Genomic DNA, 21290 nt, shown 5'->3' with positions numbered 1-21290 from the left:
ATGCCGAAACTTACGTGTCACGATAGAATGAAAGGGGAATGGGGCGGCTTAAATCGTGATCGCCCGTAGACGAGGGGAAGGAATTTACACGTGGCTGCAATGAAACCTCGTACCGGAGATGGCCCTATGGAGGCGTCCAAGGAGGGGCGCGGAATCGTGATGCGTATTCCTTCTGAGGGTGGTGGGCGCCTGGTTGTTGAGCTCACCCCTGATGAAGCGAAGGTGCTTGCGAAGGAGCTTCAAGAGGCGATTTCTTAGCGTTTACGATAATGGTGCCGGCTGATTGCCGGCACCATTTTGTTTGGCTTTGTTTATCGTCGGATGGCAACTAGTAGCCCATCACCTACGGGGAGTATTTGGGTGACCCAGTTGCTGGAGTCGGCAATATCTTTGGCCAACTGGCGCATGGCAACCGTGTCTGGTTCGCGCCTGGCGGGGTCTGCTACCTGGTCGTGCCAGAGGGCGTGCGCAACAATCATGAGGCCACCGGGGCGGAGCATACGCGTTGCGTGCTCAACGTATTCGGGGGTTTCGCTAACGGCGCCGTCTAGGAACATGAGGTCGTAGGTGCGCGAGGCCATACGGGGGAGCACATCAAGTGCACGTCCGGTAATGAGCCTGGTGCGCGGTGGCCTCATTCCCGCTGCAGCAAATGCGGCGCGGGCAACGCGGTGGTGTTCCGTGTCAAAGTCAATGCTGGTGAGGACGGCGTCCTCGCTCATCCCAGATAGCAGCCACAGTCCAGAAACGCCCGTGCCTGTGCCGATTTCAGCTACCGCTTTGGCGCCGCACGCGGCGACGAGGGAGCGCAGGGTTGCGCCGGTGCCGGGTGAGATGGGCGTGCATCCGAGTTCTTCTGCCTGGAGGCGCGTGGCCATTAAAACCTCGCCCTCGGGTACGAACTCCTCGCAGTAGGACCAACTGAGTGCCTTATCGGTAGCGATGATGCGCCCCTTTCCCCAAAATTTTGCGCAGTTGCGTATAGTTTATCGTCTTGGGTTAATAGTTTCGTGCACGATTAGAATGAGGATATGGGTTTTTCAATCAGTGGCGGTGAATTCTTGGTGATCCTTGTGGTCATCATGCTGGTTGTGGGCCCCTCGAGGATGCCGGCGGTGGCGAAGGGCGTGACGCGCATTGTGAAGAGCACACGCTTACAACTCACCAAGTGGCGGGCTTCGCTGGATGATCAGATGGGCGACGACTTCAAGCAGGTTGATCTGTCAAAGCTTGATCCGCGCCAGTATGATCCGCGCCGTTTGATTCGCGAGGCCGTGCAAGAGGAGATGGATGAGTGGAAGAAGCTCATGAATCCGCTTGCTCCGATGCCGCCCTCATCTAGGCCGTCTGTGCCTAAGGGGAGTGGCACCGGCAAAATGCCGGTCCAGTCGGTAACGAGGGCCGAGGATGTTCAGCTTACTCAGACCACTCCACCGTCCGCGCCTGCGGTGGTCATGCCAAAGCGAATTCGCACGTCATCCTCGCCAACCATGAAGACCAGGGCAAAGACGTTAAAGCGCAGAAAATAGATACGACGTAGCCGTAGCCACGTGCCCGCAATCAAAATAGTTTGGATAAAGGTGGTGGAGCAGTTCAGTTGAACTGCTCCACCACCTTTTGCTTACTGTGGGCCGGTCTTATTTAGGGGTTACGCCCAGCTGGCGTCCTGCAAGGCCGCGCGCATGCTTGCCAAGCTTTGCGGCAAGGTCATTCAGCACGGTCGATGCGGGCGATTCGGACAGCGCAACGGGCTTGCCCTCGTCTCCGCCTTCACGCAGGTCCACATCTAGCGGAATCTGTGCGAGCAACGGCACCTCGTAGCCAAGAGCACTGGATAGGCGAGCCGCAACGGTAGAGCCGCCGCCCTCACCAAATAGGTTCAGGTGCGTGCCGTCAGGCTGGGGCAGGTAAGACATGTTCTCCACTACGCCCACAACGCGCTGGCGAGTTTGACCCGCAATGGATCCGGCGCGCTCGGCAACCTCTGCTGCGGCCAGCTGCGGGGTGGTGACAACCAGGATCTCAGCCGTGGGCAGAAGCTGCGGGATCGAGATGGCAACGTCGCCCGTGCCCGGCGGAAGGTCAAGCAGAAGCACGTCTAGGTCACCCCAGAACACGTCTGCAAGGAACTGCTGGATTGCGCGGTGCAACATGGGGCCGCGCCACACAACCGCCTGCCCATCCGGCACAAACATGCCGATCGACATGACCTTAACATCGTTAGCGATAGGCGGAATGATCATGCCGTCAATAACCTGCGGTTCGTGTTCAACGCCCATCATGCGAGGAATTGAAAAACCGTAAATGTCGGCGTCAACCACGCCGACCTTCAAACCTTGCTTTGCCATCGCAGTTGCGAGGTTTGCCGTTACGGAAGATTTTCCAACTCCGCCCTTACCTGAGGTCACCGCAATGACGCGAGTGAGGGAGCCGGGCTGGGCGAAAGGAATCTCGCGTTCTGCAACCCCGCCGTTAAGCTGTTCGCGCAGAGCCTTGCGCTGCTCCTCATTCATGGCGCCCATTATGACGCGCACGCCGGTAACGCCCTCGAGGGCAGAAAGGGTCTTTTCAACTTGTTCGTTAATGGTGTGCTTAAGCGGGCAACCCGCGGTGGTGAGCAAAATGTTGACGGTCACATTGCCGCCGTCAATGTCGATGTCTCCCACCATGTTCAGTTCGGTGATTGGCCGCTGAATTTCAGGGTCAATGACGGAACTGAGCGCTTCGCGCACCTGTTCTTCTGTAAGGATGCTCATACACGCCATACTAGTCGGTCCATGGATGGGATGCCTTACGGGGTTAGTCTAAGAGGCAAGAAAATCTCGGGGCTATTAATTTTACGAGGCGGGTTGCAATAGGTGAATGGTGAACCAGTGCGCAAACAGGCGTCGGCAGAACCAGGCAAGCAGGAGTTGCAGGCTCCGCGCCGGCCCGAGGCGCGCACACCAGCTCGGCGACGAGGCGCGCACACCAGCCGGCGAGTTCGCGGGCTGGACGGGCTCCGCGCGCTCGCGGCCTCTGCCGTGTTGGCCTACCACCTGATTCCCGGAGTAGCGATGGGCGGCTTCTTGGGCGTAGACGTGTTCTTCGTCCTCTCCGGGTTTTTAATCACGGCCCTCCTAATTCGTGAAAAACAACGGTTTGGCGGCATTAACTTGAAGTCGTTCTGGTTGCGCCGCATTCGCCGCCTGCTCCCCGCAGTAGGCCTGATGTCGGTGATCACCTTGATCGTGGCTGGCCTTTTGAATCGCGATCTGCTGGTGGGTATTTTGCCGCAGTTCGTAGGCGTCCTCACGTTCTCATACAACTGGGTGGAAATCTCGCAGGGTGTCTCCTATTTCAATCAGGCACAGCCACATTTATGGACAAACGTGTGGTCTTTGGCAGTGGAACAGCAGTTTTATCTGTTTTGGCCGCTAGTGGTGGTGGGCATTTTGTTCTTGCCCCCCAAGTGGCGCCCCGCGGTGCCGTTGACGCTCGCGGTCATCTCAGCCGGTTTGATGGCATTTTGGGTTTCGGGCACAACCGAGTTCACGCGCGCCTACCAGGGTACGGATTCACACGCTTTTGGCCTGATGCTCGGCGCCGCCCTCGCAATGGTGGCAACCGACCCGATGGGCATGCCAGGCGGGGTCGCGCGCGGGTGGCAAAAGTGGTTGCGCGGCGTCCTCGCATGGATTTGCCTTGCCATCATAGTGAGCACCTGGTTCCTCATTCCCGATGATCGTGCGTGGGTGTACCCGTGGGGCACTCTCATCGCGGTGGTCGCAACCTTGGGTTTGATTCAGGGATTCCTCCCTGAGATTGATGAGGCAAGTGGGCCCGGCCGCCTCCTCGCAACCGTGTTGGACGCGCGTCCCCTGGTGTGGTTAGGGGAGCGCTCATACGGGATCTACCTGTGGCATTGGCCGCTGTGGGTAATCGCCAGCAAGATGATGCCGGCCGCACCTGTGATACTGATCGCGCTGATAGTTATCGCCGTGTCGCTGTTGGCCGCCACCCTCTCGTACCGATACGTTGAGGTTCCCATGCGGCAAGAGGGGATAGGCGCAACTATTAAGCGGTGGCTCGGCCCCTCGTGGGACCTGATCGATCCTTCCACGCCGATGCCAAAGGCACCGCAGTGGCAAAGCTACCGCCGGATCATGGCGCCCGGCCTCGTCGCTGTTGTAGTGGTTGGAACCGTTATCGGTTTCCTCCTCTCAGCGCCCGAGAAGACGCAGGCACAGATAGCTGTCGAGAGCGGTCAGCGCGCGTTGCAAGGTAGCTCCCAGCCCACGGAGGCGCCCTCGCAGGCTCCAACAGAGGTCCCGACAGAGGCGCCCGCGAAAGAGCCGCAGCTGGTATTGAGCCCTGCCACGGGAGAGAACACCGTGGTTTACGGTGACTCCGTGACGGTGGCTTCGGCCGCACACCTCCAAGAATTGCTACCGGGCGTGCAGATTGATGCAGAGGTGTCGCGCTGGGTGTATCAGGGCATTGACCTCATGCATGCCGCTGCCGAGGACGAGTCGCTACGCACGTACGTGGTGGTTGCCCTGGCAACCAACGGGCCGGTGGATCCAGGCCAGCTTGACGACATGCTAAAAACTATCGGGCCGGATCGCCGCCTCGTTCTCGTAACTGGTTTTGGGCCCGCACGAACCACTTGGGTTGAACCGTCGGCGAGTCTCATTCGCGAGTTCGCTCAGAAGCACTCCGATGTTGTGCGGGTAGCGGACTGGAACGCGGCGATTCGCGATCACACAGACCTGCTGGCTTCTGACTACGTCCATCCGGGCGATGATGGCGCCAAGATTTTCGCTCAGACCGTTGTAGACGCGCTTGCAAGCTTTAGCCAGGCGGACGCAGTCCCCACCGAAGAGTAGTTAGCTAAACACGGGTCCGGTTTAAGGGGCGTGGATAATCATCCCCGCGTGCTCTTTAAACACCGCCCATTGTTCCCCGCATACCATCGTGGGGAACGGTTACCGCTTGAGCAAACGGCTACTTCTTTGTGTCCGTCTCTTTACTCTCGTTGTCTTCTTGCGACTCGCGCAACTTATCGCGGGCAAGGTCGTGTTCAAAAATCTCTTCTAGCAAGTCGCGGATCTGAGAGCGCACAAAATCGCGTGTAGCAACGTCACCCAGGGCCTGCCGCAGGCCTGCAATCTCGCGCGTGAGGTACTCGGTATCAGCAAGGGTACGCTCGGCGCGACGCCTGTCCTGCTCAGCGGTAACGCGGTCGCGGTCATCTTGTCGGTTCTGCGCAAGCAAGATCAGGGGCGCCGCATAGGAGGCCTGCAGGGACAGCATCAGCGTAAGCGCGGTGAATCCAAGCTCAGCCCTGTCGAACTGCAGGTGAGCCGGAGCAAACGTGTTCCAACCCAGCCACGCAAATACAAAAATAGTTAGATAGATGAGGAACTGCGGGGTGCCAGAAAAGCGGGCGATCGCTTCAGCTACGCGTCCCACACCCTCGGATTCAAGGTTGATACGTGGTAGCCAACGCCGCCTGGTTAGCGGAGTATCTAGTCGCTCAGCCATTCAAACCCCCTTAAAACTCGTCATCCAAATCGCGCCAGTCTTCTGGCAATAGGTTGTCGAGCACGTCGTCAACCGAGATCGCTCCCAGCACGTGCCCATTCTCATCAACCACCGGAACGGCCGTCAGGTTATACATTGCAAGCGTTCTGGTGATCGAACGGATGGAGCGCTGCGGGTTAACCGTTTCAATATCCGTATCCACAATAGTTCCCAGCAACGATTGCGGTGGTTCGCGCAGTGCCCGCTGAATGTGTACCACCCCAATGAACTTGCCCGTAGGAGTTTCTAGCGGCGGCCGCGCAACAATAACCATGGCGGCGAGGGCAGGTGGGATGTCTTTATTTCGCACGTTAGCCAGCATCTGCGCAACCGTGGCATCGGGAGGCAAAATGACAGGCTCGGTGGTCATAAGGCCACCGGCGGTGTCGTCGTCATAGCGCATGAGTCGGCGGACGTCCTTCGCCTCGTCGGGTTCCATGAGGTTCAGCAGATTCTGCGCGGTCAGAGGGGCTAGCTCAGAGATGAGGTCGGCCGCGTCATCTGGCTGCATCACGTCGAGCACATCTGCGGCTTGCTTCGCCTGGAGCCGTTCGAGGATCGATACTGAGTCGTCTTCAGGGAGTTCTTCCAACACGTCAGCGAGGCGCTCGTCAGAGAGCTGTGAAGCCACCTCATACATTCGTTGCTCGGGTAGATCGCGAAGTATGTCTGCAAGGTCCGCGGCCTTCATGTCATGTGTGGACGCGATGAGGCTGGTGGCATCCTGCACGCCACCCTGCGTGGACAGTTTCGTCACTTCAGAAACGGACACCAGCATGCTCTCGCCGGCGCGTTTAAACCCAAATGTAGATTTAGTGACGCGTTCTACGAATAGTTCCGTTACTCGCCATTCGCGCGGGAGGCGCTGCTCCATACCCACGTCGCGGATACGGACCTCGCCTGAGCCATCGCGCATAGACACCACGCGGTCAAACAGTTGAGAGATGATGAGGGTTTCGGCTTCGCGCTGGGTAAATCGACGCATGTTCAGCAGACCAGTGGTGATCACCGCACCCGGTTCGATTGCGGTGACTCGCGAGATTGGAACAAAAACGCGGCGTCGGTTGGAAACCTCCACAACGAAGCCCACCACGTCGGGTGCGCGGTTCACATGCATAATGGAGACAACGTCATAAATGCGCCCCACCTGGTCTCCGATGGGGTCAAAAACGCCGGTTCCGGCAACTTTCCCTACGAATACGCGCGTGCCGCGCGGGGTAAGTTTGTGGTTTGTATTGCTCACCCTTCAAGGGTAGCTGAGCAACGCCAAAAGCGGTGCCGGCCGCGCGATGGGAAGGGACACACCTCCTCGCCGGTCTTCTCATAAACCCGGGTCCTGACTGCTGCGACCTAGCCGTCATGAGCTCTCCGGCACTGCGCGGAGGTGCTAGCAGGCCGGCGAGTGCCAACTGGTTCATCTCATAGTGAAAAGTTGGCACTCGATAAGGCAATATGCAGATTAATCTGTAAAAGTGAAGGTATGAAACGTATTGAAGCAATTTCTGCTGCCGGTTTGCCAACTCCCGCGCAGGGCACCGAGGTGGCCTCTTACCGCACCTATGCGGAGGCCCAGGCGGCCGTCGATCACCTTTCTGACGAGGCCTACGACGTGCGCGGCCTTGCGATCGTGGGTACGGACCTGCAGCTGGTCGAGCGGATCACGGGTCGCCTGACTTGGGGCAAAGTGCTATGGGATGGCTTCCTATCGGGCATCTGGCTGGGTCTGTTTATTGGCTTGTTTTCGGCGCTTTGGGCTCCCAATGCCTCGCTTGCGATCGTCATCGTCGGTATGGCTATGGGCGCGGTTTTTGGAATGTCATTAGCGTCGGTTCCGTATGCGCTTAGCCGGGGCAAGCGTGATTTCACCTCTGCAACGCAAGTGGTTGCGGCGCGTTATGCGATTTTAGCGAAGGAGGGAGCCGGTGAGTTCCGCCAGGTTTTGCGTAGCACTCCGGGCAACCTGACTCGTGATCCGCAGCCGGTCCGTCCGGCGGAGGACTCGTCTAAGCCAAGCGCTTTTGGCTCGCGCCCCGGCGAACAGCCCAAGTACGGCGTGCGCCTCAGCCCGCGTGAGCGTGAGGCCCACCAGGCGCGCATGCAGGCCAGCGGGGGTGCGCCGGCGCTGGAAGTGCCTGAAAGTGCAGGCGAGGCCGATCGCGCAGAGCCTGCCTACGGAACGGTGTCTGAACCGCAGTCGAATGACCCCGCAGACCAGTCGGGGGAAGCAAACGACAATCCGCACCGGTAAGCCGGGTAGAGGACAATAAAAATTGCGGCCGCTTGGCCGCAATTTTTCTTTGCCTGAAGCCTCATTGATCAGACGTTATGAATGGGTGTTAGGAGTTTTGCACCCGCTCGATCCAGGCCTCAACATCAGCTACCGTGCGGGGAATGTCCTCCGAAATGCGAGTGACCGTGCCGTCCTCGTTCACAACAACATCATCTTCAATGCGCACGCCAATCCCACGATATTCCTCGGGAATTGCGAGGTCATCGGCGCGGAAGTAAAGGCCGGGTTCGATGGTGAACACCATGCCGGGCTCCAGCAATGCATCCAAGTACATTTCGCGCCTTGCCTGCGCACAGTCGTGCACGTCCAGACCCAGATGGTGGCTGGTTCCGTGCGGCATCCAGCGGCGGTGAAGCTGCGATTCTACCTTCAGCGATTCTGCTGCTGGAACAGGCAGGATGCCCCACTCTTCCAGGCGCTCGGCAATGACCTCCATCGCGGCTTCGTGGACGTGGCGGAAGCGAGCGCCCGGCTTGTTCGCTACGGCCAGCGCCGCCTCGCACGCGTCCAGTACAGCGTTGTAAACCTTAGCCTGCACCGGCGTGAACTTGCCGCTAACGGGCATCGTTCGCGTGATGTCTGCGGTGTAAAGCGAGTCGAGCTCAATACCGGCGTCAACCAGGATCAGGTCGCCGTCTTTAACCTGACCATCGTTATCGATCCAGTGCAGCGTGTTTGCGTGGTTGCCTGACGCTGCGATCGTGTCGTAGCCCAGGCCGTTGCCCAGCTCGCGGGCGCGAGCACCAAACGCTCCCTCCACAACGCGTTCGCCGCGCGGATGGTTGGTGGCGCGAGGAAGCTGCTTGATGATCTCCTCGAAGCCTTCCTTGGTGGCATCGACAGCCTTTTGCATTTCGCTAAGCTCCCATGCGTCCTTCTTCAAACGGATTTCAGAAAGTTGCTGTTGGAGGGCATCATCGATTGCTTGCGCGTCGTTGCCGTGGGGGAGGCCCACTTGCTGACGAATCTCGTCAACCAGGGCGGTCATGTTGGCGTCGGCCTCGCGTACAACGCGCAAGGAAACCTGTCCAGCGTCTTTTGAAAGCGCGTCGCGCAGCGTATCAATGTGGCGCACCTTCAGGCCTGTGAGCGCCTCCATTTCTTCCAATGAGGGGCGTGCACCCACCCAGAATTCGCCGTAGCGCGAATCCGCATAGAATTCCTCGGATGAACGTGAGGCGCGTGGCTTGAAGTAAAGAACGGCCTCATGCGTGTGCGCGGATCCATCTGCGGTGGGTTCAAGCACCACAACTGAGTCCGGTTCAAGCTCTCCCGTTAGGCCCGTCATGTGAGCAAATGAAGAATGGGCGCGGAATCTGTAGTCCGTGTCGTTGCTGCGCACCTTCAATCCACCGGCTGGGATAACTAGGCGCTCGCCATCAAATGCTTCGCCAACGAGGTCGTGACGGGCCTGCAAATAGTCGGCAACTTCTGCTCGGGCCGGCAATTCGGATGAACGCGGCCCCCAGTTGGTGCCAATGAAGTCTTTGAATGCTTGCGAGTTGGGGCGGCGTGAACGATTGTTGCCGCGCGTAGCCATGGATTGTTCTACTGATTCTTTTTCACTCATGTGCCTATTGTCTAACTTTGCCGGGCAATAGTCATCCCGCTAGAGGTCCGCTTAAGCTGGAGGCATGTTGAAGATTGATCCGCACACTCATTCCAATCATTCGGATGGGACTGACGCGCCCGCGCAATTGATGCGCAGGGCTGCAGATGCGGGGCTTGACATGGTAGGGCTTACCGATCACGATGTCACCACCGGTCACGCCGAAGCTGCGAGCGAAGTTCGCGCCGCCGGTGTTGCTTTGCTTCGCGGTATGGAAATGTCTTGCGCCTGGCAAGGAATCACGGTTCATTTGCTGAGCTACCTGCATGATCCGCAAGATCCCGCGCTGGTTGAAGCTAGCCAGAAGGTGCTGCGGTCTCGGCGTGACCGCGCGAAGATCATGGTTGAGAAAATCTCGCAGGACTACCCGATCACTTGGGAAGATGTGGTTGAGGGGGCGGGTGAAGACGTGCGTGTGGTGGGGCGACCGCATATTGCAGACGCGTTGATCAGGGCGGGCTCGTTTGCCTCGCGAGATGAAGCGTTCGCGCAGGTGCTACACCCGCGCGGCCCCTACTATCACTTCTTGTGGGCAGAGGATCCCGTGGTTGCCGTACAAAAAGTGCGGGCCGCGGGTGGAGTCCCCATCATTGCGCATCCGCGGGCTCGTGCCCGGCAAAAGGTGCTTCCCATCGAGGTGGTTTACAACATGGCCGAGGCCGGTTTGGCCGGCCTTGAAGTACACCATCGCGATAATCCGGCCGCAGACCAGGAATTCTTGCTGCAGGTGGCCCGTGAGCGCGATCTGCTGATTACGGGTTCTTCTGACTATCACGGCACGGGTAAGCCCAACCGGTTGGGGGAGAACACCACGTCTGTTGAGGTTATACAAGAAATCGAGAGCCAGGGCAGGCTCTCGATTCTGTGGCCGTAACGGCCTTAAGTGACGGTGGCAGGTTTTGCTGTGGTTCCGTTTACTCGGCTGAGTTCTTGCGCGTGCGGGTGCGACGTCGGCGGCGAGCTTGGTTTCCCTTGGCTTTACCTCGCGCCGATTCCGCCGATTCTGCTCGGCTTGATTTGCGCTCGCCCGAGTTGTGCGAGGCGCCGCCGCGACGCGTGCGCTTGCGGTCGCGCTTTTGTCCGCTTCGCCCACGTGAGCCGGACCTGCGGGTTCCTCGTCCGCGGGAGCGCTCGCCCTTGCCAGAAACATCAACGAACTCTTCTGCCTCAAGTCCGGCGCGCGTGCGCTCACTGCGGGGCAGTCTGCCGGTGACATCCGTGGGGATGTCAAGGTCGGTGTATAGGTGTTCGGAGGTGTGGTAAGTCTCCAGTGGTTCGGGCACGCCCAGGCCCAGCGCGTTAGAAATGAGGCGCCAGCGCGGCACGTCGTCCCAGTCCACGAACGTCACAGCGGTGCCGGATGCGCCCGCGCGGCCCGTGCGGCCGATGCGGTGTACGTAGGTCTTTTCGTCTTCGGGGCACTGGTAGTTGATCACGTGTGTGACGTCGTCAACGTCAATGCCGCGTGCTGCTACGTCAGTTGCGACGAGCACATCAACCTTGCCTTTTCGGAAGGCACGCATGGATTGCTCGCGAGCCCCCTGACCGAGGTCGCCGTGTAGCTCCGCGGTGGCGAAGCCTCGCGATGCGAGGTCCCGGGATACTGATGAGGCAGTGCGCTTAGTACGCGTGAAAATAATGGTGAGTCCGCGTCCGCGTGCCTGCAGGATGCGCGAGACAACCTCAAGTTTGTTGAGCGCGTGGCACCTGTAAATCACTTGTTTAACGCTGGCAACAGTGGGCGAGGAATCCTCGGGATCCTGGGCGCGAATGTGGGTTGGCTGACGCATGTATCGGCGAGCCAGCGCCACCACCTCGCCCGGCATTGTGGCGGAGAAAAGCATGACGTGCCGGTCTGCAGGAACGCGCGACATCAAGATTTCCACGTCGGGCAGGAAGCCCAGATCCAGCATTTCGTCGGCCTCGTCAAGCACCAGCGTGTGCACGTTAGTGAGCTTTAGAACCTTACGTTTCATGAGGTCAATGAGGCGTCCTGGCGTTCCCACAATTACGTCGGTGCCGCTCTTAAGTTGCTGTATCTGCGGATCAAAGGCAGCGCCGCCGTAGATTTCGGTTACGCGAATGGAGGTGCTAGCGGCCGCCTCGCGAAGGTCGCGAGTCACCTGCTTACACAGTTCGCGTGTGGGAAGGATTACGAGGGCTTGAGGACGGTCAGGGAAGTGCACTTTGTTCGCGTAGTCCGCGTCGTCGGGGCGAACAACGTGCATGAGGAGGGGCAGGCCAAAGCCGAGGGTCTTACCGGTTCCCGTTTTTGCTTGCCCGATGATATCGCGCTTGCCCAAAGCCACGGGCAGTGTCAGAGCCTGGATGGGGAATGGATAGGTAATGCCCTTTTCAGCCAGTGCCTCCGCGAAGTCCGCGGCCACGCCAAAATCGGCAAACGTTTTCTGCGCTAGTTCTTCTTTGGTGACGTCGCCCTCGATGTCAGCTTTCGCTTCATCTGTGTTTTCTGGAAGGGCAACGCCTTCAAGGTTCACAACGCCGGCAGAGTAGGTTTTTGTTTCTTCAGTTTGTTCAAGCAAAGTAGCGTGAGTCTTCCTCACTTTGGAGCTCGCCTGCACGCCCTGGGAGCGTCAACAAAGTGAAAGTAGGTGTGGTACCGCTCGCGCAATTCATTAAAGAAAAATCTTTTGCGTGCCAAAAACCATTCTGGTGCGAACGGCATGTTCTTCTTCAGGGTAGCAGTATTTTTGTGACGCGCGCGTTTAGTGCTGTTGATCACTAAGCGGCGCCTTGCGGTATAAAACTCGTCCCAAACCGGTTTCTTTCTAGGTCCTCAACGTAGTATGGAATGGAAACTTCGCGAAGGGGCTAAGGCTTTGGAGGCTACTTTGACCGCTAATAACGATTCTTATAAGAACTTGTTGGGCATCGGAGCTTACGCGGCGATTGCGGCGCAAACTCGTCTTGCAAAGGATGGTGACCAGGCGCCAAAAGCTTGGGAGCACGTGGACATGGCGAACATGTCGGGTAAAGCGTGGGAGAATTTCAAGTACGTATGTGAAGTTGCCGAGCGCTCCGACATAGATATTGCCGAGGCCATCGCGCCATACGAGGGGCTTTTGGACGACATTGATGCGCGTTTGCGTCCAACCACGTGGTGGGAGCGCATGACAAAGACGTATGTTGCTATCGGTATTTTCACGGACGCGCTACGCGAGATTGCAGAGCTGCAGGGGCAGGAAGAATACGCGAAAGATGTAAATGATTTTGGCCACGGTGATTGGGTTCGAGAACGTCTTGAGCCGGCAGTTGCGGCAGATAAACAGCTCGAGGCGCGTCTGTCTTTGTGGACCAGGCGAGTGGGAGGCGAGGCCCTTTCGCTTGTGCGCGCGTTCTTGTTCACCAACCCCGAGATTATCTCGGGAACCGATGCGGATGAGCTGATGGATCGTGTTTCCAAGGCTCACAAAGAGCGCCTATCTGTGGTGCACTTGCACGCCTGATGGGGCGGAGGCCAGGTGGCCTCGCGCGTGAAAACTCTTGCATCAAGAACGGTCGGACCTCGCTTTGGTCCGACCGTTCTTGATTGGCGTGGTTAAACGGTGAAGCCCACCGGTCCGCGCTTGGATTCAGCTACGAGGACGTAACCGAGCTTGTCGCTTGGAATGATGACGCGGCGTTCTTTTGCGTCGGTGAACTCAAGGTTCGTTTTCCCATCTAGCGCTTCGCGAACCTTGCCGAACAGTTCGTCTTCACTCATCTTCACTTCGAAAGAGAGCTCGCGTGTAACGCCGGTAATCCCAATCTGAATGATCATAGTTTTCCTATCTTCGTTTGTTCCTATCGTAGGCAAAACCAGGCGCTTTCGCGATGCGCGAGCACGCTTTCAAAACTTTTGTCCGACCCCTGTGGTGGAATACAACCATGACAACAAATCACGCGCAAACTCGTGGCGAGGTGCGGCTTGCTCTTGGCCGCCCCGCCGATTTCGGAGTGCTTGACCGAGCGAACGCAGAAGTGGCTCATCAAGTGGTCAGCCATGACGGGCCGGCAGTTATCCGCGGTTGCCCAGGCTCTGGCCGCACGTCAGTGGCTCTCGAAGTTGCGCACCAGTTGCGTGAACAGTTGGGCGGTGATGTGTTTATTCTGGCACCGGACAGATTGCGCGCAGATCTGTTGCAAAGCGCGGGGGAGCATGCTCTACCTGGAATTGTGCGGCCTGTGCGCACACCGGTTGCACTCGCGTATTCGTTCGTCTCGAAGTGGTATGTAGAACGCAAGGACCCACTGCCGGCCCCGCAGTTACTGACGGGTGCGCAGGAAGACTTGGCACTGGCCGAAGCTATCGAAGCGCAGCTGGTGGAGTGGCCAGAATCTTTGAATGAGGCTTTGGGGATGCCAGAGTTTCGCATGCAGATTCGCAACCTCATGGCCAGGGCACGTGAGGCCGGCTGGGACGGTCACCAACTAGAGAGCGTGGGCCGCGATTTAGAGCGCGGAATTTGGGTTGCTACGGGGCGTCTCATGCAGATCTGGCAGGAGCAAGCGGAGCGCGAGTCTGGTGATGAGGCCAGGCGCTTTGAATCTACCGAACTGCAAGAGCTGGCCGCGCAGATAATTACTCGTTGGCAAGAGGACGCTGGCAGTGAGGCAGTGGTGGCCAATCTGGATGCCCCCACGGCGGTAGTGGTTGATGACCTGCAAGACTGCACGCGGGCAACGCTGAGCTTGCTCGAAGCTCTGCACGGGGCGGGAACACGGGTTGTGGTGACCGCAGATTCTGATGTTGCTGTCTCGGTGTATCGCGGTGGTGAGCCGCATTTGGATGGTCAATTTGCGGCTCGGCTAGGGGCAGAACACTTTTACCTTGGACCTACGCACAGAGGAAACCAAGCGCTCAGAGCCGTCGTGCAACGGGTTTCGGAGCAGACCACTGTCCGCCATGATGCGCGCCATCGCCTAATGGGCGCGGTTGATTCCAGTGAGGATAGCTCTGGCCTTTCGGTTAATACCTATGGTTCTGCTGCGCAGGAGGCCAATGCAATTGCCCGCATGATTATGCGCTATCAATTGGGCCGTGGCCCAGGTATCAGCAGGCTCGTGCCACTGGATCGGCAAGTCATCATTACTCGCAATAGTGCGGATGTGAAGCGCCTGCATTCCAGCTTGATGCGTAATGGTATCGAGAGCACCTTCCGCAGCCGCGCAACAGTATATGGGGCAAATCAGACCACATCGATCTTGCTTTTGCTGCTCAGCTCAGATCCGTTTGGCCCCACTGATTCCGAGCTTTTTGACCGGCTACTTAGAAGCTCACTAGTAAACGCTCATACAGCCAAGCTACGCAAACTAAGCGACGTGTACCGGGCGCGTATTGATGCGGATGTAAAGTCCGTTCTACAAATGTGTGAGGACTTAGCTTCTGATAGTCCCGAAGTTCAGGCACTGAAGGAACACGCCCGCAAGGTTGGCCTGGCAGAAGTACTTGATGATGTCACAAAGGCATTCAACCTGCTAAAACTTGGACGCAAGGTCCGCGCTGAAAGTCCGCAGATTGCGCTGTGGGAGCTTTGGAAACTCGCTGGTGTCGCCGAGGATTGGCGCCAGTGCGCTATTCGGTCGGGTACTGACTCGGCTGTGTTCGATGAACGCTTGGACGCCGTCGTGTCGCTGTTTAGAAGCGCGGACGTGTGGCAGCAGCGCAATCCGGGAGCGGGTGCAGAACAATTTGCTAGTGAGCTTCTTTCGCAGCGCTTGCCCACCGACACTCTTGCGCAGACCGGCAAGCGGCCAATCGGCGTGCAGATCTTGACCGTATCTGAGGCCGTGGGGCAGGAGTGGGACGTAGTGTACTTGGCCTCAATGCAAGATGGGACTTGGCCGAACTTAGCTTTTCGCGACCAGCTGAGTCAGGCTGGTGACATCGCGCAGTTGCGTTCCCTCAGCCCACAGGAGTGGGCAAATCAAGAATCGTGGAATACCGGGCGGGCGCGAAGGAAGGCTACGTTAACCGAGGAGTATCGCCAGCTCGCAGCGGCTGTCTCAAGAGCCAAATCCGCCTTGCACGTATCCGCAGTGCAAAATGAGGATGACGTTCCCTCTCAATTCGTCTACCGCCTAGCTAAATGGATAGGAACCCCTCTGATTGACGGATACCATCTGCCGGTAACCCCGGTGCCTCCAGGTATCGATACGCGCTCACTGGTGGGTGCGCTGCGCCAGAAGCTGGCGCAACGTCTAGAAGAAGATGGCGCACAGCTTTATGCAAAGCTCCTCGCACTGCTTGCCTTAGCGGGCGTAGACCAGGCCAATCCGCGCGTGTGGAATGGTATTGGTGGGCTCACTCCCGCGGCAGATGAGTCTAAGCAGATGGTTACGCTTTCGCCCTCGCAAATTGAAACTCTGATTGATTGTCCTGCCAAATGGTTCTTGACGCGCCACGGTGGTTCAGTGCCTGCAGGTGAGGCTATCTTGACAGGCAATTTGGTCCATAAACTGGCAGAGGAATGGCCCGAAGCCGACTTTGAAGAGCTTAAATCGCACTTGGATGAGCTGTGGGACGACGAGTATTTCGACCGAGAGACTTCCCTCGGCATGGCTGAATATGAAAGCACATTGGAGAAGGTCAAGAAGCTTGCCGAATACCTCGCAGCTTGGAAGGGCAAGACGGTCGACATCGAGCACCCGTTTGCGCAAGTTGTTGATATTGATGGAACTAAACTGCGCATCGCGGGCCGAATCGACAGGCTCGAACATACCGAAGATGGTGTCGTCGTTACAGACATCAAGACGGGCAGAGTCCCATCACAAAAAGAAACACAGAATCATTTGCAATTAGCGGCTTATCAGTTCGCGCTGAATGCTCGCGGTGAGAATGTGCAAAAGGCTCGTTTACTAGCACTTAGGGAAAAATCTCCAGACAAGTACATCCAAGATTCTCTCTTTAACGAGGGCGAACGTAAGGATAGCGATCCGGCCGCTTCAGACCAGCGAGAGCAACTGGCAGAGGCCATAAAACTTGCTGCGGAAATAGCGGCAGGAAATACCTTCCTAGCAACACCGAATGCGAATATATGTCGAAGTTGTCCGGTGAAGAACATTTGCCCAGCCCAAGATGAAGGAAGGAGGACCCTGTAGTGACACTCAACGCAATGGAGTTTGTAGAAACTCTTAATGCCCAGCTTGAACCGGGACAGAAGAAGATCATGCTTTCGCCGGACCAGGCCAAAGTAGTTGAAGCTGACAGCGTTCCCACTCTCGTGGTTGCCGGCGCCGGGTCTGGAAAAACCGAGGTGATGTCCCTGCGTGCCCTCTACCTCATGTATCGTGACGGCCTTGAGCCTGATTCAATTCTTGGCCTCACTTTCACGCGTAAAGCAACCGCTAACTTTACCGAGCGGATTCTTCGCCAGCTCGACCTGATGCGCAAAGCAGGACTACTTGGTAACACGGACACTATTGGACTAGAACCAACGGTCGCTACATACAACGCGTTTGCTACAAACCTGGTTAGCGAATATGGACTCCAAATTGGTGTGAGCCCATCCGTCATCCAACTTAGCGAAGCCAGAGCCTGGCAGGTGGTTGAGCGTCTATTACAGGAATACACAGGGCCGCTGCCACAGGATGCGAAGCTTGCAACCATGCGAGACGCCATACTGTCTCTTTCTCAAAGCCTCACTGAACACCAGATTGCTCCTGCAAGAGCAGCACGAGAATTTGAACGTGTAGTAGCGTCAATCAAGGCCGCGGGTCCTGGAGTGGGGCCCACGGGACATACGCGCAAGGCTTTACCTGCGCGGGCAAAGAGCTTTGTAGCGCGCATGGAGGATAAAGCGCTACTGATGCCGTTGGTGCAGCGATACTGGGATTACAAGCGCGAACATGATTTGATTGATTTCACCGATCAGCTGGCTTTGGCCCGCCAAATCATTGAAGCGAACTCGGCAATCGTTACTGAACTGCGCGACCAATACCGCGCGGTTTTGTTGGATGAATTCCAAGACACTTCGGTTGGCCAGATCCAACTGTTCTCCACCCTGTTTAAAGACACGGCAGTTACCGCGGTTGGAGACCCAAACCAGGCAATTTATGGTTGGCGCGGAGCATCAGCGGCTTCGCTTTCAATGTTCCTTCCATATTTTGACACGCAGGGCCGAGGCGGGGTACTTGAGCTTCGCGATGCGTGGCGTAACTGGCCTGCCATTTTGGAAGCCGCAAACGTGGTTTCTAGTGCCGACAAGGTTGAAACCGAAGCGCGAGAAGAAGCCTTTGCGCACATGGATTTGGCAAGCCAAATCGAAATGCGAAGCCTGCGTGCCAATCCAAAACACCCGGGGCGCGGCGTAGTGAAGTACATGTTCCCATCCACGCGCGACGAGGAGTTCGAACTGGTTGCGCGTCTCATTAAACGCTGGCAGAAGAACGTGCCGGCCGGTCAGAAACAACCATCGATTGCTATCTTGTCGCGTAAACGAAAGTTCTTTGCGCCTCTTTTTGCCCAGCTTCAAAACCTGGGGGTAAACGCGCGGATTGTGGGTGTCGGGGGCCTTCTAACCGAGCCTGCGGTAACTGACATTGTTGCGGTCATGCGTGCCCTCGCAGTGCCTGATGATGGTGCCGCCGTGATGCGCCTGATTGCAAATCTTGACCTGTCTGCCGCGGATATAAAAGTCTTGTGGGACTGGGCTAGAGAACTAGGCAAACAGCGAATATCTGATGCCGGAGATCACGACACCACTGTTAGTGACGTGGACAAAGCGGGGGCCAAGACTGATAAACCGGAAGCAGGTGCGGATCTGCGCGTTGAATTTCTGCTTGACGCTGTTTTGACACCTCCAAAGGTTGGGTGGAAAAAGCGAGGCGGACAAGGGTTTAGTTCTGAAGCGCATAGTCGAGTGAGTCTTCTAGCTCGGCGCCTCGACCTTGCCCGCGAACACATGGACACCGGTATAACCACACTCATCTCGAAGGTGGTTAGGATTTTCGATCTTGACCTCGACATTGCGGCTGATCCGTTCGACAACCAGGGTGAAGTCGCGATAGACGCGTTCATTGATTTCGCTGCCAATTACGAGGCCGAAACTCCGTATGCTTCAGTGAAAAACTTCTTGGAATGGATCGACACAACGCTCGAGACAGAGGAGAGATTGGAAGCCCCGGTTAGCGAACCCGATGATGGAGTGGTCCTAATGCTGACCATTCACCAGGCGAAAGGTCTGGAATGGGACAAGGTCGTAGTGGTTGGCCTGACAGAATCGGATTTCCCGGGCGTTGTCGATGCTCGTAATTCCGCGCTCAAACAAACTGTTGATTTAAAGGGGCCGCTACCCGCTATCCAACCATCAAGTGGCTGGACATCAGAGCTGGGAGAGATCCCGTACAATCTGCGGCTCGATAGCACTCATGAGGGCAAAGTCATCTTGCCTGCCCTCCCCGAAATGACAGGCCTAGATGTTGTTGGGTTAAAGGACGTCTTTGATGAGTATCGTCTGCAACTTAGCCTGCATGATTTAGCTGAAGCTCGCCGGCTCGCGTATGTGGCATGGACACGAGCGTCAGATGAACTCGTGTTGTCAGGCGCCTGGTATGCCGGTCAAACCCAGTTGGCGCCTTCGCGTTACCTCATGCAAATGGTGCAGGGTAAATCCGCAGCTTTAGAGCCATTAGCCATTCCAGTTACTGCAGAAGACCTAGCAGTTGAGACTGGAGAGGAGATCCCGCAGCCGGTGGTGTTGAAGCTAGAAGACGCCACTGAGCCAGAAGACAGCGTTATAGACCCCGCTGTCTTCCCGGTCATGCCTTCTAAATCGCGGCAGCTCATGACGGGTGCGGCACAAGCTGTGATTCGGGCTATGGAGACCTACGATCACGAGTCAGATGACAGCACCGATTTTGATGCGCTGATTGATGATCTATTAAAAACTGAACACGAAAGCGCAGCGGGGGATAATAACGGTGAAATTGCAACACTTGTTCACTCAGTGCAAGACGCAATAGAGCGACAAGATAGCCCTCACACTCCGGCTACTGTGATCGAGATAGACCGGCTGAATGCCACACAAGCGTTTGGACTACTGGACGATCCTGAGAGCTACGCGATGCAGGTTCGCCGGCCCATCCCACACGAACCCAGCAAAGCCGCCCAAATCGGCACAGTGTTCCACAACTGGGCGGAGCGGTGGCTGGCCAAAGCAGGTCAACTTGACGATGCCCTTGAGCCCTCAACTAACAAGCCGCTAACAGATACCGATTCGGTAGCAGACAGCGGCGAAAGTGGTGATACGCAAAGTCTGACTGGAGCTGAGAAAAAGCTACTCGAGCAACTCGCTAAGCGTGCCAAGGAAGTGCTAGGCAGCAACCCTGAAGGCGTTCACTCCGTTGAAGCGGACTTTGCCTACACTAAGAGTGGGATAACTATCCGTGGTCGTTACGACGCGGTCCTTAACCGCAATGACGAATGGGTGGTCCTTGACTGGAAGACCGGTGCTCCCCCCAAACTAGGTGCTGAAAACCCGTACCTGCGTCAATACGCCACGCAGCTAGAGATCTATCGGCGAGCTCTGGCTAAACAAAAGGGCGTAGACCAGTCGCAAGTAGATGCTGTTCTGGTATTCCTCGGGGGTGTAGACACGCCCCCGTGCGAGCGAATACTTCGTCTAGAGGACCTGGAAAAACTCCTCGGAGATTACAACTTCGAGCAGCAGTGGGACCAGTTTGTAAACAGTTTTAGTCCTCATCCTCGCGATTCAAAACAGCGCTGAGATTAACCGTAGGAGCGTTCGGATCGACCTGCGTGGGATTTGGCAACACCTCGTCAATTACCCGCAGGTCGAACGGAGCATCCTCCTCAGAGCCATGAGTGTGCCCCGGCACCAGAGCGTCATCGCCAACTTCGTTCGCTAAATCCTTCAGCATCTGCTTGGCGTCATCAATCACAGCCTCATCGCCGGTCCGCTTGCCGTGCAACAGCCACCGCAATAGGGCAAGTTCTGCCCACAGGCTTGCGCGCGTCAAAATATGCAGGTCAGACTCGCCCTTGCGCGAATCACGGTATGCAGTCAAGAACTCGTCCTGCATCTGCGCAGATGCAGACAGGATCCACGCCAGGTCCTCAGCCGGATCACCCAGATGAGCTGAAGCGAATGCGGAGACGGAAGACACCGTGTTTGCCGAACAGAGGAAGGAATCTGGCCCCAAATCTCCATGCACGGGGACGCACTCAAACCGGAACAAGCTCTCATCGCCAAGTGCGCTGTCCCAGCGCTCAAACAGATTTGCGGGTAGCGTGCTGGCCGCCACGCCCTCCTCAAGTAGGCGCCGTAGCCGTGCTTGCACCTCTGCGGCTGAATAAACGGGCAACCCAGTGAACTCAATCGCTTCGGCAGGCAGGTTGTGCAGGGCCGCGATGGATTTAGCCATGGAACGCACAAGCATTTGGGAGTCTTCCATGTCTTCCCAAGTACCCGGCTTGCCTCGCATTTGAGCGTGCACGATCACGCGCACGTCTGCACTGTTCTTGTTTGCCACGGGAACAGGAGCATCGAACGGCAAAAATCCCTTCTCGTAAGAGCGGTGCAGAATACGAAGCAGTGTTGATTGGGCTTGGATATCTGCCCCAGCCTGGTCAGTCAAAGGCGTGCAAATCACCCAACGATTACCCTGCGTGTCAACCACGCCCTGGCGTGCCATCGATCCGTCATTGTCGTACGGCTCCGTCAAACCAACAATCTTCAGGCCGGGTATTGCTGCAGTTGCGTGTGCGGCAAGAACGAGAGGGGAAATCTGAGAACTCACAAATACTACCGTAAGGCCCTAACGCCCAGTTATCCACATTTTGATCGGGCATATGTATTTACTGTT

General features: G+C 57.1%; 16 protein-coding genes. 8 read left to right on the top strand and 8 right to left on the bottom strand.

Going from position 1 to position 21290, the window contains the following annotated elements; all coding sequences use genetic code 11:
• Positions 1-90 precede the first annotated feature (90 nt).
• A complete protein-coding gene (locus BQ7114_RS04655; protein WP_070617939.1) occupies positions 91-258 on the top strand; it encodes a DUF3117 domain-containing protein in 168 nt (55 codons plus the stop codon).
• Positions 259-311: 53 nt separating this feature from the next.
• On the opposite strand, the gene BQ7114_RS04650 is transcribed toward BQ7114_RS04655, so the two are convergent.
• Complete coding sequence (locus tag BQ7114_RS04650; RefSeq protein ID WP_230205967.1) at positions 312-878, bottom strand: O-methyltransferase; 567 nt, start codon at positions 876-878, stop codon at positions 312-314.
• Between the two features lie 153 nt (positions 879-1031).
• Here BQ7114_RS04650 and BQ7114_RS04645 point away from each other — a divergent pair, with 153 nt between their 5' ends.
• Positions 1032-1529 (top strand): twin-arginine translocase TatA/TatE family subunit, encoded by a 498-nt coding sequence (locus BQ7114_RS04645; protein WP_072342599.1) that lies wholly within the window; start codon positions 1032-1034, stop codon positions 1527-1529.
• A gap of 108 nt (positions 1530-1637) precedes the next feature.
• Here the strand turns inward: BQ7114_RS04645 and BQ7114_RS04640 are convergent, their stop codons facing one another.
• Complete coding sequence (locus tag BQ7114_RS04640) at positions 1638-2765, bottom strand: Mrp/NBP35 family ATP-binding protein (RefSeq protein WP_407638952.1); 1128 nt, start codon at positions 2763-2765, stop codon at positions 1638-1640.
• Positions 2766-2858: 93 nt separating this feature from the next.
• Between BQ7114_RS04640 and BQ7114_RS04635 the strand changes: the two genes are divergently transcribed.
• Positions 2859-4868: an acyltransferase family protein gene (locus BQ7114_RS04635; RefSeq protein ID WP_083431742.1), complete on the top strand. Its 2010-nt coding sequence runs from the start codon at positions 2859-2861 to the stop codon at positions 4866-4868.
• A gap of 118 nt (positions 4869-4986) precedes the next feature.
• Here the strand turns inward: BQ7114_RS04635 and BQ7114_RS04630 are convergent, their stop codons facing one another.
• Positions 4987-5526: a DUF1003 domain-containing protein gene (locus tag BQ7114_RS04630; RefSeq protein WP_072342593.1), complete on the bottom strand. Its 540-nt coding sequence runs from the start codon at positions 5524-5526 to the stop codon at positions 4987-4989.
• Between the two features lie 10 nt (positions 5527-5536).
• Positions 5537-6808 carry a magnesium transporter MgtE N-terminal domain-containing protein gene (locus tag BQ7114_RS04625; RefSeq protein WP_072342589.1) on the bottom strand — a complete coding sequence of 424 codons (1272 nt, stop codon included), beginning with the start codon at positions 6806-6808 and terminating at the stop codon, positions 5537-5539.
• Positions 6809-7045: 237 nt separating this feature from the next.
• Here BQ7114_RS04625 and BQ7114_RS04620 point away from each other — a divergent pair, with 237 nt between their 5' ends.
• Positions 7046-7813: a general stress protein gene (locus tag BQ7114_RS04620; protein ID WP_072342586.1), complete on the top strand. Its 768-nt coding sequence runs from the start codon at positions 7046-7048 to the stop codon at positions 7811-7813.
• 88 nt (positions 7814-7901) lie between these two features.
• Here the strand turns inward: BQ7114_RS04620 and BQ7114_RS04615 are convergent, their stop codons facing one another.
• The gene (locus tag BQ7114_RS04615) at positions 7902-9425 is read right to left on the bottom strand and encodes an aminopeptidase P family protein (protein ID WP_072342583.1); all 1524 of its coding nucleotides are present in this window, start codon (positions 9423-9425) and stop codon (positions 7902-7904) included.
• Positions 9426-9489: 64 nt separating this feature from the next.
• On the opposite strand from BQ7114_RS04615, the gene BQ7114_RS04610 reads away from it, so the two are divergent.
• Positions 9490-10338, top strand: a complete 849-nt coding sequence (locus tag BQ7114_RS04610) for a PHP domain-containing protein (protein WP_072342579.1) — start codon at positions 9490-9492, stop codon at positions 10336-10338.
• Positions 10339-10378: 40 nt separating this feature from the next.
• Here the strand turns inward: BQ7114_RS04610 and BQ7114_RS04605 are convergent, their stop codons facing one another.
• The gene (locus BQ7114_RS04605; protein ID WP_072342576.1) at positions 10379-12028 is read right to left on the bottom strand and encodes a DEAD/DEAH box helicase; all 1650 of its coding nucleotides are present in this window, start codon (positions 12026-12028) and stop codon (positions 10379-10381) included.
• 243 nt (positions 12029-12271) lie between these two features.
• Between BQ7114_RS04605 and BQ7114_RS04600 the strand changes: the two genes are divergently transcribed.
• Positions 12272-12931 carry a ferritin-like fold-containing protein gene (locus BQ7114_RS04600; protein WP_083431741.1) on the top strand — a complete coding sequence of 220 codons (660 nt, stop codon included), beginning with the start codon at positions 12272-12274 and terminating at the stop codon, positions 12929-12931.
• Between the two features lie 92 nt (positions 12932-13023).
• Here BQ7114_RS04600 and BQ7114_RS04595 read toward each other — a convergent pair whose 3' ends face one another.
• Positions 13024-13245, bottom strand: coding sequence for a DUF3107 domain-containing protein (locus BQ7114_RS04595; protein WP_072342570.1), 222 nt, complete (start codon positions 13243-13245; stop codon positions 13024-13026).
• 107 nt (positions 13246-13352) lie between these two features.
• Here BQ7114_RS04595 and BQ7114_RS04590 point away from each other — a divergent pair, with 107 nt between their 5' ends.
• Both BQ7114_RS04590 and BQ7114_RS04585 read left to right on the top strand, forming a co-directional pair.
• Complete coding sequence (locus BQ7114_RS04590) at positions 13353-16565, top strand: PD-(D/E)XK nuclease family protein (protein WP_072342568.1); 3213 nt, start codon at positions 13353-13355, stop codon at positions 16563-16565.
• A complete protein-coding gene (locus BQ7114_RS04585) occupies positions 16565-20191 on the top strand; it encodes an ATP-dependent DNA helicase (protein WP_072342565.1) in 3627 nt (1208 codons plus the stop codon). Before BQ7114_RS04590 ends, BQ7114_RS04585 begins: the two co-directional genes overlap by 1 nt.
• Here BQ7114_RS04585 and BQ7114_RS04580 read toward each other — a convergent pair.
• The gene (locus tag BQ7114_RS04580; RefSeq protein ID WP_072342562.1) at positions 20157-21224 is read right to left on the bottom strand and encodes a phosphotransferase; all 1068 of its coding nucleotides are present in this window, start codon (positions 21222-21224) and stop codon (positions 20157-20159) included. The genes BQ7114_RS04585 and BQ7114_RS04580 overlap by 35 nt on opposite strands.
• Positions 21225-21290: the final 66 nt, after the last annotated feature.

The organism is Actinomyces urinae, from assembly GCF_900119695.1.
In the GTDB taxonomy this organism is placed as follows: Bacteria; Actinomycetota; Actinomycetes; order Actinomycetales; family Actinomycetaceae; genus Gleimia; species Gleimia urinae.
The sequence above is the reverse complement of the archived record's forward strand: the minus strand, read 5'-3'. Positions and strand labels throughout refer to the sequence as shown.

Coding starts and splice junctions, on each gene's coding strand:
- BQ7114_RS04650 (WP_230205967.1), bottom strand. CDS start 878: ATGGCCACGCGCCTCCAGGCAGAAGAACTCGGATGCACGCCCATCTCA.
- BQ7114_RS04645 (WP_072342599.1), top strand. CDS start 1,032: ATGGGTTTTTCAATCAGTGGCGGTGAATTCTTGGTGATCCTTGTGGTC.
- BQ7114_RS04640 (WP_407638952.1), bottom strand. CDS start 2,765: ATGGCGTGTATGAGCATCCTTACAGAAGAACAGGTGCGCGAAGCGCTC.
- BQ7114_RS04630 (WP_072342593.1), bottom strand. CDS start 5,526: ATGGCTGAGCGACTAGATACTCCGCTAACCAGGCGGCGTTGGCTACCA.
- BQ7114_RS04620 (WP_072342586.1), top strand. CDS start 7,046: ATGAAACGTATTGAAGCAATTTCTGCTGCCGGTTTGCCAACTCCCGCG.
- BQ7114_RS04615 (WP_072342583.1), bottom strand. CDS start 9,425: ATGAGTGAAAAAGAATCAGTAGAACAATCCATGGCTACGCGCGGCAAC.
- BQ7114_RS04610 (WP_072342579.1), top strand. CDS start 9,490: ATGTTGAAGATTGATCCGCACACTCATTCCAATCATTCGGATGGGACT.
- BQ7114_RS04600 (WP_083431741.1), top strand. CDS start 12,272: ATGGAATGGAAACTTCGCGAAGGGGCTAAGGCTTTGGAGGCTACTTTG.
- BQ7114_RS04595 (WP_072342570.1), bottom strand. CDS start 13,245: ATGATCATTCAGATTGGGATTACCGGCGTTACACGCGAGCTCTCTTTC.
- BQ7114_RS04590 (WP_072342568.1), top strand. CDS start 13,353: ATGACAACAAATCACGCGCAAACTCGTGGCGAGGTGCGGCTTGCTCTT.